Annotated in this window: 10 protein-coding genes; 9 read left to right on the plus strand and 1 reads right to left on the minus strand. The window is 52.6% G+C overall.

Going from position 1 to position 15742, the window contains the following annotated elements; all coding sequences use genetic code 11:
* Positions 1–117 precede the first annotated feature (117 nt).
* Complete coding sequence (locus GC101_RS24690; protein ID WP_042137086.1) at positions 118–603, minus strand: DUF6803 family protein; 486 nt, start codon at positions 601–603, stop codon at positions 118–120.
* Positions 604–724: 121 nt separating this feature from the next.
* Here GC101_RS24690 and GC101_RS24695 point away from each other — a divergent pair, with 121 nt between their 5' ends.
* The 9 genes from GC101_RS24695 to GC101_RS24735 all read left to right on the plus strand — a co-directional run bounded on the left by GC101_RS24695 (position 725) and on the right by GC101_RS24735 (position 15706).
* The gene (locus tag GC101_RS24695) at positions 725–1390 is read left to right on the plus strand and encodes an HAD-IA family hydrolase (protein ID WP_171719423.1); all 666 of its coding nucleotides are present in this window, start codon (positions 725–727) and stop codon (positions 1388–1390) included.
* A 453-nt stretch (positions 1391–1843) separates the two neighbouring features.
* Positions 1844–3757, plus strand: a complete 1914-nt coding sequence (thrS, locus tag GC101_RS24700) for a threonine--tRNA ligase (RefSeq protein ID WP_171719424.1) — start codon at positions 1844–1846, stop codon at positions 3755–3757.
* A 59-nt stretch (positions 3758–3816) separates the two neighbouring features.
* Positions 3817–4413 carry a GNAT family N-acetyltransferase gene (locus GC101_RS24705; RefSeq protein WP_171719425.1) on the plus strand — a complete coding sequence of 199 codons (597 nt, stop codon included), beginning with the start codon at positions 3817–3819 and terminating at the stop codon, positions 4411–4413.
* A 243-nt stretch (positions 4414–4656) separates the two neighbouring features.
* Positions 4657–6162 carry a hypothetical protein gene (locus tag GC101_RS24710; RefSeq protein ID WP_171719426.1) on the plus strand — a complete coding sequence of 502 codons (1506 nt, stop codon included), beginning with the start codon at positions 4657–4659 and terminating at the stop codon, positions 6160–6162.
* An 11-nt stretch (positions 6163–6173) separates the two neighbouring features.
* Positions 6174–6932 carry a DUF6063 family protein gene (locus tag GC101_RS24715; protein WP_171719427.1) on the plus strand — a complete coding sequence of 253 codons (759 nt, stop codon included), beginning with the start codon at positions 6174–6176 and terminating at the stop codon, positions 6930–6932.
* Complete coding sequence (locus GC101_RS24720) at positions 6919–11409, plus strand: coiled-coil domain-containing protein (protein ID WP_171719428.1); 4491 nt, start codon at positions 6919–6921, stop codon at positions 11407–11409. Before GC101_RS24715 ends, GC101_RS24720 begins: the two co-directional genes overlap by 14 nt.
* Positions 11410–11444: 35 nt before the next feature.
* Positions 11445–12278, plus strand: coding sequence for an aldo/keto reductase (locus GC101_RS24725; protein ID WP_171719657.1), 834 nt, complete (start codon positions 11445–11447; stop codon positions 12276–12278).
* 125 nt (positions 12279–12403) lie between these two features.
* Positions 12404–14047, plus strand: a complete 1644-nt coding sequence (locus GC101_RS24730) for a TPM domain-containing protein (protein ID WP_171719429.1) — start codon at positions 12404–12406, stop codon at positions 14045–14047.
* 195 nt (positions 14048–14242) lie between these two features.
* On the plus strand, positions 14243–15706 hold the full coding sequence (locus tag GC101_RS24735) for a TPM domain-containing protein (RefSeq protein WP_171719430.1): 1464 nt from the start codon (positions 14243–14245) through the stop codon (positions 15704–15706).
* Positions 15707–15742 lie beyond the last annotated feature (36 nt).

The following is a 15742-nucleotide window of genomic DNA, read 5'->3' on the forward strand; positions in this document are numbered from 1 at the left end:
AGAGGCGACCTCTTTCTGCCGGGTTTGTGCGTAATGAACAAAAAGGTGCCCGGGCAGCTATTTCTATAGCCTCCCCGGACACCTGTCAATCTTTTATATACTTAGGTGACTCAACTCTTAGTGGTTCATTCCAGCCATTCCGCCCATAATTTCTGGATTCACCATCCCGAAGATCATGGCGATGTGGGCAACAACGAGGAAGCCGCTGATCAGCAGGAAATGCAGCTTAAGCTTGCTCTCTTCACTGCGTTTGCGGGCGATGAGACCGAGATCCAGCAGGGCCAGAGGCAGCAGGAAGATGACTCCGCTCAGATAAAAGCTTACCGCAACCACATCCACCCAGGTGTGCCATTCACCATTTGCGGTGAGCGGGATGAAGGCGGTAGGGAACAAGTACAGGAAAACTCCGGTGAAATAAAGTCCGGCAAGAATGCTGCATACCCGGTTGAACGCTCGGAGCGGCCCGTTCAGCTTCTTGGTGAACAGAATAATAAACTCCGTAACCGTAATCGTCTCGGCAAAAATCACGGGAATCGCCATAAAAAGAATCAGATTCCACGGCTGATTGTCCGCCAGCAGGGACATATAATGCGTCATGTTCATGTTACATCCTCCAGGTTCAAATATAGCTTACATAGTGATGTTAGTAGATAAGTGTGTGGAAAGTATGAAGAAAGGAAGGTATGATGGACAAAGTTAAACAGGAAGGGAGCACGAATTTGAAGTGAAGGACGCGTTGCATCATATCTTATTTGATCTGGACGGCACATTAACCGACCCCAAAGAAGGCATCACCAAGTGCGTGGAATATGCGCTAAATAAATTAGATATTGAGGTGGAGCATTCCGACCTGCTGATCCCGTATATCGGGCCGCCGCTCTATGATTCTTTTGTTCACATCCAGGGTCTGACACATGAAGCTGCCCTGCAAGGTGTGGACTTCTACCGGGAGCGTTACCGGACGCTCGGCATGTTCGAGAACAGTGTGATTCCAGGGGTTCCGGAGTTACTGGAGAACCTGCGGAATCAGGGGTTCAGCCTGTATGTGGCGACATCCAAACCCACGGTCTTTGCTGAGGAAATTCTCCGCCATTACAAGCTGGATCACTTCTTCAGGTTCACCGCTGGCAGCAATCTGGACGGGACACGCTCGAAGAAGCGCGAGGTGATCCAGTATGTGCTGGACCAGAATGATATTCCTGCCACACAGGCGCTGATGATCGGGGACCGGGAGCATGATATTATCGGGGCGAAGGCCTGCGGTGTGCCCTCCATTGGCGTGTTATTCGGCTACGGTTCGGAGGAGGAGTTATCGGCTGCCGGAGCGGATTATATTGCTGCTACGGTTGAAGAAGCAGATATGATTATTTCGCGGATTTCCAGTGAATGATATTAACGGATAGACTGCCGGGGGACAGCGGCATTCAACTATTTTTTCACCGCAGTATTGACTTTTAGCGAAGGCATTCTGTATTATGTAACCAGCAACACCATATCTAAGGCAATGACCAGAGACAGGATATCCTCCCAGGACTGACCAGAGAGAGAAGTGCAAGGTGAGAGCTTCTTACAGAGACCAGCCGGATGTTACCCCTTTGCAGCCGTGACACTGAACCCTCCTGCTGTTAGTGAGGCTGTAAATGCCACCGCCCCATCCCCGTTAACGGATGCCATGAGGATTGTGCTTATCACGTTTCCGCCGAACAGCCGGGGGTCCGTAGATACATAGTCGAATTAGGGTGGAACCACGAGCTTAGACGCACTCGTCCCTTTCCGGGATGAGATGCGTTTTTTTGCGTTCAAATCACACTAACAGAAACCTGAAGAAATGGAGGCCACAATCATGGAGATTCAAGTGAAACTGCCGGATGGAACAATTAGGAGGTATTCGCGTAACACCACAGTTGCGCAGGTTGCGGAGTCAATCAGTGCCAGTCTGAAGAAGAATGCGGTAGCCGGTAAAATCGACGGCAGGCTCGTTGACCTTGATCACCCGGTTGAACAGGATAGCCTCGTTGAAATTATAATGGCGGACAGCAGTGAGGGTCTAATGATCCACAGACATAGTACTGCTCATCTGATGGCCCAGGCTGTCAAACGGATCTACGGGGATCAGAATGTTAAATTGGGTATCGGTCCGGTCATAGAGGATGGATTCTATTACGATATTGATATAGCACGGCCGTTGTCCGTAGAGGATTTGGGTGCGATTGAGCGGGAAATGGAGAAGATAATCGGAGAAAATCTGCCGATTCTGCGCCGGGTTGTCAGCAGAAGTGAAGCGATGGAACGGTTCCGGCAGCTGGAGGAGCCCCTTAAGCTTGAACTGCTCCGTGACCTGCCGGAGGATGCAGTGATCAGCTTGTATGAGCAAGGTGAATTCACTGATCTGTGCCGGGGGCCGCATTTGCCGTCTACTGGGCGGATCAAGGCCTTCAAGCTGCTTAGCGTAGCGGGAGCCTACTGGCGCGGGGATTCAGATAATCAGGTGCTCCAGCGGATATACGGAACTTCATTCTTCAAGAAATCCCAGCTGGAGGAGCATCTCCACATGCTGGAGGAAGCGAAGAAGCGTGACCACCGCAAGCTGGGCAAGGAACTTGGGTTGTTCATGTTCTCCGAAGAAGCGCCGGGCATGCCGTTCTATCTGCCGAAGGGCATGATCATCCGTACAGAGCTGGAGAACTTCTCGCGTGAATTGCAGAGGTATAGTGGTTACGATGAGGTCCGCTCACCCCTGATGATGAACAGAAGGCTATGGGAGCAATCCGGACACTGGGATCATTATAAAGACGAGATGTATTTCACAAAAGTGGATGAAACAGATTTTGCGCTCAAACCGATGAACTGCCCCGGACATATGCTGATCTACAAGAACAGCCTTCGTTCCTACCGGGAGCTGCCGATCCGGATTGCTGAATATGGCCAGGTCCACCGCCATGAATTCTCAGGGGCGCTGAATGGAATGATGCGCGTCCGCACTTTTTGCCAGGATGATGCCCACCTGTTTGTCCTGCCGGAACAGATTGAGGATGAAATTAGCCGGGTGCTGGAGCTCATTGATCAGATGTACAAAGTATTCGGTTTCGAGTACAAGGTGGAGCTGTCCACACGTCCGGATGATTATATGGGGGCTGAAGAACTCTGGGATCAGGCGGAGCTGTCGCTCGAACGCGTGCTGAAGAACAACGGGATCGAGTATCGGCTGAACGAGGGGGATGGCGCTTTTTACGGGCCAAAGATCGATTTCCATGTCCTTGATGCCTTGAAAAGAAGCTGGCAATGCGGTACAATCCAGCTGGATTTCCAAATGCCGGAGAAGTTCGATCTGACTTATATTGGTGAAGATAACGGAAAGCACCGTCCGGTAGTCATTCACCGTGCTGTATTTGGCTCCATTGACCGGTTCATGGGCATTCTTACAGAGCACTTCAGCGGAGCATTTCCGCTGTGGCTGTCTCCCGTGCAAGTCAAGCTGCTGCCTGTATCCGGGGTTCATGCTGATTATGCCTTCGAGGTTAAAAAGCAGCTGCAGGCGGCCGGACTGCGGGTTGAGCTGGATGCGCGGGATGAGAAGCTGGGCTACAAAATCCGTGCAGCGCAGCTGGAGAAGGTGCCTTATATGCTCGTACTCGGAGATCAAGAACAGAACAACGGTACAGTTTCCGTACGAGGCCGTGCGGAGAGTACACAAATACCGCTCAGCGTGCAGGAATTCATTCAGCTGCTGGCCGGCCAAATCGCAGAGCGGAAATAAATTGCTTCATTAAATAGGTAGCCAAAAAATAGGTAGTCAAAGGTCTGGAGGGCTGATACATGATTTCGAAGAATGCTGAGCAACTGGAGGGTGGCGTGATCAGGCTTGTGCCACTGATGGAAGAGCATAAGCCAGAGCTGGTTAAGGTGCTGAACGATCCGCTGATCTGGGAATATACCTGGAGAAGGATCAGTACAGAAGAGCAGGTAGGACAATTGATAGACGCGGCATTGGTGAACAAGGCTAAAGGTACGGATATCCCTTTTGTCATCATTGAGCAGGCTTCCGGCCGGATTGCCGGCACTACACGGATCATGCATCTGGACCGGACGCACCGCAATGCAGAGATCGGCTGCACCTGGATTTCGCCGGATTACTGGAGAACAGCTGTGAACACAGAGTCTAAGTTGCTGCTTCTGCAATACTGCTTCGAGGCACTCGAATTAATCCGCGTTAACTTCTCTATTGTCAGTACCAACCTTCGGTCGCAGCGGGCGGTTGAACGGATTGGCGCTGTCCGGGAAGGCGTGCTGCGCAAGCAGCGCCTCACCTCTGACGGCATGGTTATGGATAATGCGCTGTACAGTATCATTGATGACGAGTGGCCTGCGGTGAAGGCTAATCTTGATTATCTTTTGAATGTGAAATATAAGTAGCTGCATCCATCCGGGTGCCCAAGCGAAACTTAGAGGGGTCCCATCGCGGGCTCCTCTATTATTTTTTGCAAATAGCCAGATCTGAGAAACATTGATATAATAGAAAGACATGAGGATAGAAACATACATTCCCCAATATATCGTTTATCGTAATCCTAGCCCATACTTCACCCTTCGGGGCAGATGTGGGTTTATGTTATGTTGTGAGGTAAATTATGAAGTGATGGCGAGGTTGGCTGGAGCATGAACTGGAATGATTTTGGAGAACGGAATAAACGGCTGAACCCCCTATGGAGTCTGGGGGCAGGTATGAATCTCGGCGAGCTTCAGCCTTATAAGGAAATGATTGCTCTAAGCGTGCTGCTGCAGGTCTATTATCTGGAGCTGGAATCGAATGAACAGAGATCCAGGGAGGACCTGGTCGAATTGACGTGGAACTCGCTTGAACGCTTCGGCATCGCGAAGCTTGGCAGTCCGGAATCGGTGGAACGGCTGGTGGACGGGCTGCTGTGGAGCGGAGGCGGCGGGGATTTCGAGGCGAACTATTACGATGATCAGTCCCGTCAGATGGCGGTGCAGAAATACAAATATTTCACAGTGGATGAAGATGCTACCCGGACCAGCTGGGAAGAGAACAGGACCACAATCTACCGGCTCTCCGAATATGCGATGGAGCTGATCTTCATGAGCCATGAGATCATTGACGAATTTCAGATCAGCATCAAGCTGCTCGAGATTCAGATGCATATCAAGCATGGGCGGGTAACCCGGGCGATGCAGGATGTGAACGAACTCATCTCCCGGGTGCGGAAAATGACGCAGCAGCAGCAGGAATACCGCAATGCGCTGCGCCGCAATCCGAAGCATATCTTCAGCGAATATGGCGCCCAGCGGCACCAGCGGCTGGAGGAGATTCACCAGCAATTTGACGAAGAACGCAAGCATTTCGATAATATTCACCGCTCGCTGGCCCGGCTGGCCAATGATGAGAAGGATGTCATCGACTTCAATGAGCTGCGGCTGCTCTCCGAACGGGTCGAGCTCTCCCGTCGGGTGCATGATGAGCTTGCCGAAGTTGTACTTAGCATTTTTGAAGCGGAAACCAATCTCAGGCTCAACTTCCCGGAGCTGTTCTGGGGTGCCGCCGGCTTCAACTTCCGTACCCATGTCTGGGAGGAATGGGTGAAGCCGGAAGGGCTGCCGGATGGAGACAGCATGGAAACCCTGATCAGCGGACTCTTCTCTCCCAGCCAAGACTTTATTTATCCGCTGGCCTGGGCCTGGGAAGAGCAGGATGTCGGCTTCCTGCCTGACGAATTGCCGGACGACCCGGATGAATCCGGGGAGGAGGAGGAACTCCACTATGTCCCCAAAAGCATACCGTGGACCGAGGTATCTGAGCTTTGGCTGCCGGTCTTCGCCGGACTGGCAGAACAAGGAAGCTTTACATTCTCGGCTGAGGCTTTCACGGAGGATGAACAGCGGCGCTGGGCGGTTACTCCCAATGCGGTGGACCTGTGGGTTCAATTTTTCCATACCGAAATTAAGGTGCAGGAGCAGGAAGCGGAAGGTCACGGCGGGGCCGATGAATGTCAGAAGCTGATTGGGCGTCTGATCGCGGACCACCCGGAGCTTGAGACCTTGCGGGGCAAAGTGCTGCAGACCAGGATTGCTAACGGGCAGCAGGACAGCATCCGCTGGCCCGGCCTGGAGATCAGTCCTTATACCATTACTATAGTAGAGAAGTGAGATGATTCTGCATGAGTTATTCGTTAGAGCAAGTACAACAGGCTTCACGGCTGTTCTTCGACCTGCTTCGCCGCAAGGTGATATCACTTGATGATCCCGCTGCTGCTGAATGCCTGCAGGATACCATTGCTTATGATGCCTTACAATATGTAGCCAAGGAAGCCGGCTGCCGGATTATGAATTCGGGGCATCGTCTGCACCTGCTCGTGAGTCCAATGGGTTCCGGCTTTGCCAGCAACTTCACACAGCTGCGCAATAAATATTCCCGCATCGAACGCAAGACGCATCTGCATATCATCAACGTAATTATTCTGGTGTTCCTGGCTGAGATGGATCAGGATGAGCAGCATTTCAAGCCGGGTCAGGACAGCATGTCCTACATACAGCTCTCGGATCAGGTATCAGCCCTGTTCCAGACATGGCTGGACATGGACGAAGACGGCAGCTTCAGCAAGCAGTGGCGGCTGGATATCCAGGCGATGCACAAAGTATGGAGCAGCCTGTATATGCAGACCAAAAGCCAGGAGGAGGGCGATTCGCTGACCCGCGGCGCCGGTTCACGGATCGGCCTGATCCATGAGGGGATGAAGCTGCTGGAGGAAGAGCATCTGGTGTTCATCTCCGAGAATGAGAAGCGGATTTTCCCGAGGGAAGAGCTGTATGAGCGGATGCGTTATCTCTATCATGATGTGGACCGCTATAAGGAGCTGAAGGCCCTGATTGGCCGGACACTCAGCGAGAAGGAGGAGGAAGCCCATGCCGCGCATTGAGCGAATCCGCATCGCCGGACTTAAATATGAGAAGATGCTGAAGAAATATGAGGATATGATCCTCGACCTGTGCAATGAGGAAGGCCCGTCCAACACGCTGATTACGCTGATGAACGGCGGGGGAAAGGGAGTACTGCTGCAGTCGATATTCCAGCTGCTGATGCCCAAGGCTGCCTGGGGTAAAGATAATGAGAACCAGGTAGAAGCCTTCTTCCATAATCACAAAAAACAGCTGAAGCCCTATACGTTCCACGTTGCCATCGAATGGCGGCTGGACGAGCCGGAACGGACGGAGTACATAACGACCGGAATCGCAATGACTGCCCAGAACTCGATGGATCAGCTGGAGATCAAAGTAGATTATCTGCTCTATGCACTGCTCAATTATGATGAGAATGCGGAGCTTACATTGTCTACCTTGCCGCTCTATGATCACGAGCTGAACACTCCAGCCAGCTTTGAAGCGATTCAGCAATTTGTCCGTGAACGGCGTAATGAGATCGTTGCGTATGGCAGCCACAGCTCGGATCTGAAGAAATATTATGCTTTTCTGGCGGACCGGGATATCCATATTGATGAATGGCGGAATATGCGGAGAATCAACGGTGAAGAGGGCGGAATTAAAGGTTATTTCCAGAAGAATGATGCTTTCACCAACCATAATCTGTTCGAGAAGCTGATCATTCCGGAAATCGGGTCCAGTCTGAGCGGCAGCATGCGCGAGGATGAAGGCTCGCTTCAGCGGATGTTCATAGATTCCGCTACGGTTGCACAGCGGCTGCCGATGCTGGAGCAGAGAGAGCGGGCTTTTGCCGAATTCACTTCACTTGCCGCCCCGCTCTACGAGGCTGTCAAGCAGGGGACGGAGGCTGACCGCAGCTTTCAGGAGACCGAATTGTTCGGGCGGCAGCTGTACACGGTGATCTATGATGAGCTGAAGAATGCCGAAGACAAACGCCGCAAAACTGCGGATGAGCTGGCCGGGCATTATCAGGAAGCGAAGCAGCTGAAATTTGAGACGGATAATCTGAAATATCTGAAGCTCAAGGAAGAGCGTGACCGCAAGCAGGATGATTTCAAAGCGGTCTCGGATAATCAGGCGCGGGCTAAGCAGCGCCTGGAGGAATCCAAGATCAAGGAAAAGGATCTTGAGGTTGCCCATTATCTAGCCAGACGCAGACTGCAGATCCGCCAGATGGAGCAGTGGCAGAAGGAAATTGAAGCCATCGAAGGCTCCCTTGCGATGAAGGAGCGCCAAGAGGTCATTCAAGCGGCCAAGCAGGAGCTTCGCCGGCAGTGGGATGAGGTCTACCGGCTGTGGCAAACGCGAATACTGTTCTTCAGCGGCCGCCAGCAGGCACTGGGTGCAGAAGAGACCGTTCTGCGCAAAGGACGGGAGGCATTCCTGCTTGAACTCGGCGGACTTGAGGGCAAGATTCATGAATTGACGGCGCTCATCCGCCAGTATACCGAAGATCTGGGGGTGTTCGCTTCCCGCCACGGGCAGGAGGCTGCCCATTCCCCGGCAGCCGCCCTTCAGCGCACGCTGATTGCAGCCAGAAGCATTGCCGAGAATATCATTGCCCTGAACGAGCAGCGCCAGTCCGCAGAAGAAGAGAAGCTTGCTCTGCATACCAGACATACACGGCTGACTGAGAAGCTGCTGGGGGCTGCAAGCCAGGCGGAGGAGCTTACGGAACGGATTGAAGCCCAGATGGGCAAGGAATCACAGCTCTGGTCACAGCTTGTAGTCCTGCTGGAAATGTATGAAGAACATCAGCAGCTCGGGACGACAGCATTGTTCGAGGCCAAATCACTTATCCAGGAACGGTTCATCCGCAGACTGGATGATGCCGAGCAGCAGACGAAGCGGCTTAGACGGGAATACTATAATCAGCTGCTGGATGTAGAGCTGCAGCAGGAAGCCTATTGGCTGCCTAATAATGATATCCTGATAGTGAAGGATGCCCTGGATGCCCTGAAGATCAGCTCCATGATCGGTAGTGCATATCTGAACGACCAGTCTTACCTGGTCCGTGAAGAGGAGCTGGAACGTCACCCGCTGCTGCCTTACGGGCTGATTGTAACGAAGCGTGAATCGGCTAAGCTTCAGCCTGAGCTGCTCCAGGAGCTTCTGCTCAAGTCGCCTGTCCCGGTCTTCGTGCGTGAGGAAATGGCGGATGCCACAGGAGCTTCATTCCTGCTGCTCTCCCATCAGGGGCCACAGATGGTGCTGCAGCCGGAGCGTTTCCTGGACTGGAAGCAAGGGATCGCCTCCCGGCTCAAAGAGCGGGAAGAAGAGCTGCAGGATGCGGAAGGGTATCTGGCGAAGCTGAAATCAGCCAGACAGGAGTATGACCGGCTGCTCCAGAGTGAACACACCGTAAGTCTGCGGGCCAGACAGAAGGTATTAGAGACCCTGCAGCAGGAGCTTGGCAAGAGTCTGAATGAGTTGAACGCTGAAATGTCGCTGAATGAAGAGACTCTATCCGGAATTTCCAGAGACCTGGCTGTCAGTGAGGCCGAGAAAACCGAGCATGAGGCCAGGGCAGCGTCGCTGCGTGAGTGGGCGGAGCGTAGCCGGAAGCAGGAGCAGGATTACAAGGACAAACAAAAGTCAGTTGAATTGAAGACAGGCTTAAGCAAAGAGATTGCCGTTAAGGAACAACAGCTGGCACATTTAAAGGCAGATATGGACAGCCTCGCCCTGCAGCGTGAGAAATGGCTGGGAGAAGCTAAATATTCCTTGTTCCCGCGTTTGCAGAACTGGTTCCCGGAAATTCACTTCCCAAGTGAACATGGCGAAGCTGCACAAGATACTGTGCAGGAGGAAACAGTGCCGGATGAGGCTGTACAGGATAAGCTGCTGCAGCTGCTGAGTACCGTGGAAAGTCTGCAGCAGTCCCTCAGCCAGAATGAGCTGGAAATCCGCACACGGGCTGCCCAGATCAAAGCGGCAGGTCAACAGCTGGTTGAACTGGAAGCAGCTGTGCAGCAGGTTGATGCCGGATGGCCGTCCGCACCTGAACCGGCTGATTCACCGGAGGTTATTCAGTCGGCCAGAACGCGGCAGAAGAGTGACACGGGAATTCTCGATGAGGATTATCAGCATATCCGTGATTCCTACATCCGTTGTATGGCGGAGCTGGATAACCTGCAGAAGGAGCTGGGCAAATCCGAGAAGGCCATCAAGGAGAAGCACGAGCGTGCTGTGGAGCTCTGGCATGAGCCGCTGGGCCAGAAGGAAGAAGAGCTCAGTGCGCGGTTCCGCGAGAATGAGCATCTGCTGAGTACCTGCAAGCAGGCGCTTGCATCTATGGATATTTGGCTGCAGACCCTCTCCAATCAGAGCAAGGTCATGGATACTCATGTGGAGAGCCGCATGCCGCTGCGGGATGTGCCCGAAGACGTGCAGCTGGATGTGCGGGAGAACTGTGAGCAACTGGTTGCAGACTGGCTGCTGCGCAGCAAGGAGAGCCGCAGCCAGCGTGCGGAGATCTCGCGCAAAGTCAAAGAAGAGAAGACAACACTCAGCGGCAGATTAGCCAAGTCCGGCTGGAACGTTGAGCTGGAGACCAAAATTCAGGATCGCCTGAACACAGTTCACTGGGATGATTTCTCGATTGCACTGCAGGTACTGGACTCCATGCTCCAGAGCTCACGTGATCAGATTGAGAGTATCCGCAGTGACAAGGAAGATATGGAGCTGTCGCGCAAGCTGTGGGTAGGACGTGCCGCGAAACGGGTCGTGCAGATTACCGACATTCTCAAGCGGATGGAACGCCGGATGATCATTCATAATGAGAACGGGCATGCCTTCCCGCTGGTCCGGCTGAATTACAAGAATATTACTGTTCCGAGAACGACAGATGACATCGAACCGCTGGTCAGTGAGTATTTCAACCGCTGCATCAGCAGCCTGCTGGAGAAGTTCCCGAAGATCGAACAGGTTCCGGCTTCCGCAGTCAGAGAGCTGATTAATGACGGGCGGATGGTGTATGCCGCACTGCAGAACCGCTTCCCGGTGCTACAGGTATATAAACCGGTCACCGAGAATTATTTCCTCTACGCAGCACCGGAAGAGTACCATTACTCGGATTGGGAGGTCATTAACCGCGGGGCGCTGGATGAGGCCGTCGGCAGCGGCGGTCAACGCCAGTCGGTTCAGCTGCTGGTGGCGATGATGATTATGACCCACAAGCGCGTCAACCGTGAGAATAAAGGCTGGACAGTCTTCCTGTACGATAATCCGTTTGGTGAAATGGTCTCCAATAACGTGCTTGATCCGGTATTCGAGATTTCCAAGGCGCTGAAGTTCCAGTGGCTGATCGTTACGCCGCCGGAGCTGGTGAAGAATGATGTCAGCATCCGCTTCGGCGTGTACTGGCAGCTGTATTTTGGCGGGGATAAAGGAGATGCACTGGATTCAACTCTGATCAAGGGCGGGCGTAAGCTTGTCCCTGCCTCATTGTTCTAGCAACAATCCAAATCATATAGATGGGTGGTATTCTGATAATGATGAATCTTAAGTCGACAACGAAGTTAGCTAAGGGTGTAGAAATGCCTTGGTTTGGTCTGGGAGTGTTCAAGGTCCAGGAAGGTCAAGAGGTTGTGGATTCTGTCAAAGCAGCAATTAAAGCCGGATACAGAAGCATTGATACAGCAACTGTGTATGGTAATGAAGAGGGAGTCGGCCAGGCGATCCGTGAATCCGGAGTTGCCCGCGATGAACTGTTCATCACCACCAAGGTATGGAATAACGATCAGGGGTATGATTCTACGCTGGCGGCATTTGACCTGAGTCTCAGCAAACTGGGATTGGACTATGTAGATCTGTATCTGGTGCATTGGCCGATCCGAGCCAAATATAAAGACACCTGGCGGGCGCTTGAGAAGCTGTATGCGGATGGCAAAGTCCGGGCGATTGGTGTTTCGAACTTCCAGATAGATCATTTGGAAGATCTTTTAACTGAAGCCAAGGTGAAGCCGATGGTTAACCAGGTGGAACTGCATCCGCTGCTTAGCCAGCTTGAGCTTCGTGAGTTTTGCCGGGCGCAGGGCATTCAGATTGAAGCGTGGGCTCCGCTGGCCCAAGGCCATCTGCTGGACAATGAAGTGATTGCTGAAATTGCGGAACGCCATAACAAAACGCTGCCTCAGGTCATCCTGCGCTGGGATCTGCAGAACGGCATTGTGACGATTCCAAAGTCGGTCAAGGAAGAGCGGATTATCGCGAATGCCGATATCTTTAATTTCGAGCTGTCAGAGGATGAAATCAGCCGCATTAATGCGCTGAACAACAACCAGCGTTTTGGATCGCATCCGGACAGATTTAACAACGAGTAACCTCCGGGCAGTCTCTTTTGAATATTTACTAGATTCGGACATAAGTATAAGGGGAATGGAACTATATCCCATTGTGTGCTTAACCGATATAGTAGAGTAGAGATATGAGAGCCGGAGGGGTATTAATGTATGGGAAAACTTTAAAAACTGCGCTTATCGCTATCCTGATGATCCTGCTACTGCTGCCGCTGGCGCCAAGCCGCACGGAGGCGGCTGTTCCGGCACATTCGGAGTCCTTTTATGTGAATGACTTCGCGGAAGTCATTGATCAGAAAACAGAGAATTATATGGTCAATTATGGCGTGAAGCTGCATCAGCAGACCGGTGCACAGGTTGTACTGGTAACAGTGGATTCTACAGGCGTATCATCGATGGAAGATTACGCGACTTCGCTGTTCAATGCATGGGGAGTCGGCTCGGCGGATAAGAACAACGGAGTCCTGCTGCTGCTCTCCACCCAGGATGATGATTACTGGGCGGTACCGGGCAAAGGTCTGGAGGATACACTGAACGACAATGTGTTATCTCAGATTCTCTCGGAGTCACTGGAGCCGGATTTCGCGGCGAAGAACTATAGCGCTGGTGCGCGCAAAACCTATGGTTCATTAATTCAGGAGCTTGGCGGAATCTATTCGGAGCAGGTCGGCTCCAAGAACTATGTCGCAGACAATGCCGGAGTCTTCAAGCAGGTAACGAAGGATTATCTCAACCAGTCCAGCAACCGCTATGCGGCAACGACAGGCAGCGGGATCTATGTAGTGACTGTCAAGAATTCAGGAGATACAAGCCTGCAGGATTATACGTATGCGAAGTTCGCCGGCGTAGCAGCTGGACCTAGAGATGTAATGCTGGTGCTTGATATCGGCGGAGATAATTATCATGTCCTTCAGGGTAAGGATATCGACAATCTGTTGACTAATGATATGATCGGCGGGATTCTGGATACTGCGCTTGAACCGAAATTTGCGGCAAAAGATTACGCCGGCGGGGCAACTGCTACGGCGAATGCCTTCTACAACTTTTTCCTGGCTAGAGCGGATCATAGCCAACAGTCTGCAGTTCAAAGCGCTGAGTCTGCGGAGGTAAACACGTTGCCGGCAGCGGTCAGCCCTTCGAAAGTGCCGGTGCGCACGTATCCGGCCTCTACTTATGATCCGCTGGACAAGCGGCCGGTTCCCCGCTTAGACGGAACTGCTGTAGTTCTTTGTTTTCTTATATTGGTGTGGGGGTTCAGTGTATCCGCCTCGCGCCGCAACCGGAATATTGCCCGGTACGGAATCGGAATTAACCCGTATCACCCAAGCAATATAGAGCGCTATGGTGTTTGGACGGGGCAGCCGGATTATGGCATCAGGCGTAGAAGCTATAACCAAAGAAGCCATAACCAAAGAAGCTATAACCAGCGGCCTCAACCCCGGAGCTCATCGTCCCGCAAAGAATCACGGAGCAGCTTCTGGGGCAGTAATTCGGGAGGCAGAGGTTCAACAAGCGGTGGCGGCTCGGGCCGCTCTTCCTCCTCCAGCAGAGAAACGAATCATGGGGGCGGAGGCTTCTCAAGCGGAGGCGGAGCAGGGCGTTCATCCTCCTCCAGCAGAGAAACCAGTCATGGCTCAGGCGGATCTTCAAGCGGAGGCGGCTCAGGCCGTCAATCCTCGGGATCTTCCAGCAGCAGCGGTGTGGGCCGCCACTCCTCAGGTTCTTCAGGAGGCGGCAATTCCGGCGGAGGCGGCAACGCAAGTGGCGGCGGTGGTGTAGGCAGACACCGGTAATCTGTTCTTTTCAATTCTTATATCTGTAATAGTCTGACTAGAGACAGCACAAATACAACGGCAGCGCCTCCCCTTTTGCGGGCTGGCCTGCCATTTTTTTTGCTTCATACATAAGTACAACCGGAATGGAACTATATACCATAATGTGCGTAACCGATATAGTATAGAAGAGATATAACTAGCGGAGGGGTACGAATGAATCGTAAAAGTATACTAGCAGCGTTTACCGTCATCCTGATGATCCTGCTTCTGCTGCCGCCAAGCCGGATGGAGGCAGCTGTTCCCGCTCATTCGGAGTCCTTTTATGTGAATGACTTCGCGGGCGTAATTGATCAGAAGACAGAGAATTATATGGTCAATTACGGCGTGAAGCTGCATCAGCAGACTGGTGCTCAAGTTGTGCTGGTGACGGTGAATACTACGAACGGAACACCGATGGAAGAGTATGCGACCTCGCTGTTCAATGCATGGGGAGTCGGTTCGGCAGATAAGAATAACGGAGTCCTGCTGCTGCTCTCCACCCAGGATGATGATTACTGGGCGGTTCCGGGCGAAGGCCTGGAGGATACGCTCAACGACAATGTGTTATCCCGGATTCTATCGGAGTCGCTGGAGCCGGATTTTGCCAAGAAGGATTACAGTGCTGGCGCGCGCAAAACCTATGGTGCGTTAATTCAGAGCCTTGGCGGAATCTATTCGGAGACTGTCGGCACCAAAAACTATGTATCGGATAATGCCGGGGTCTTCAAACAAGTTACGAAGGATTATCTGAACCAGTCCAGCAACCGTTATGCGGCAACGACCGGAAGCGGGATCTATGTAGTGACAATCAAGAATTCTGGTGATAAAAGCCTGCAGGATTATACCTATGCGAAATTCGCCGGTGTAGCCGCAGGGCCTAAAGATGTGATGCTGGTGCTCGATATCGGCGGAGATAATTATCATGTACTTCAGGGCAAGGCGATTGAAGGGACCTTCACCAATGAACGCATTGGCGGAATACTGGACGCGGTGCTTGAACCCGAATTTGCCGCAAAAGATTACGCCGGAGGGGCAACCGCCACGGCGAATGCCTTCTACAGCTTCTTCCTGGCCAGAGCAGATGCCAGCCAGGATGCTGCGGCGCAGAGCAGTAAGTCTGCCGCTGCAGCAGGCACCAAATCACCTGTGAAATCGAACATTAACAGTAAACCGAAACCCGTCAGCGTATCTACAGGATTAAAGATTATGGGAGTGTATCTGATAATCATTGCTTTATTCAGTCTTGCTGCATCCGGCCGCAACCGTTTAATTGCCCGTTTCGGATCACGGCTTAATCCGTTCAACCAGCAGAATATGAACCGCCTCGTTACCAGGTTCGGCTCAGGTTCTACAATGAGACAGAGGCGGCACCGCCGTCATGAGCGGCATCGGAGCGAAGCCTTGAATCACAGCAGTTCGCAGAGCAGCTTCTGGGGTAGCAATGAGGGAGGCGGCGGTTCATCAAGCGGAGGCGGAGTAGGGCGTTATTCCTCTTACGAGGATGAAAATGAGGGGGACGGCGGTTCTACCAATGGTGGTGGAGCGGGGCGTTATTCTTCCTATGATGACGATGACGATAATAATTCCGGCGGAGGCGGCAGTGCAAGCGGCGGAGGCGGTGTAGGCAGACACCGGTGATTGGCTGGAGCTGTAGACTAACGGTTTGATCAAGGT

This window comes from Paenibacillus phytohabitans (assembly GCF_013141775.1).
GTDB classification, from domain to species: domain Bacteria; phylum Bacillota; class Bacilli; order Paenibacillales; family Paenibacillaceae; genus Paenibacillus_AQ; species Paenibacillus_AQ phytohabitans.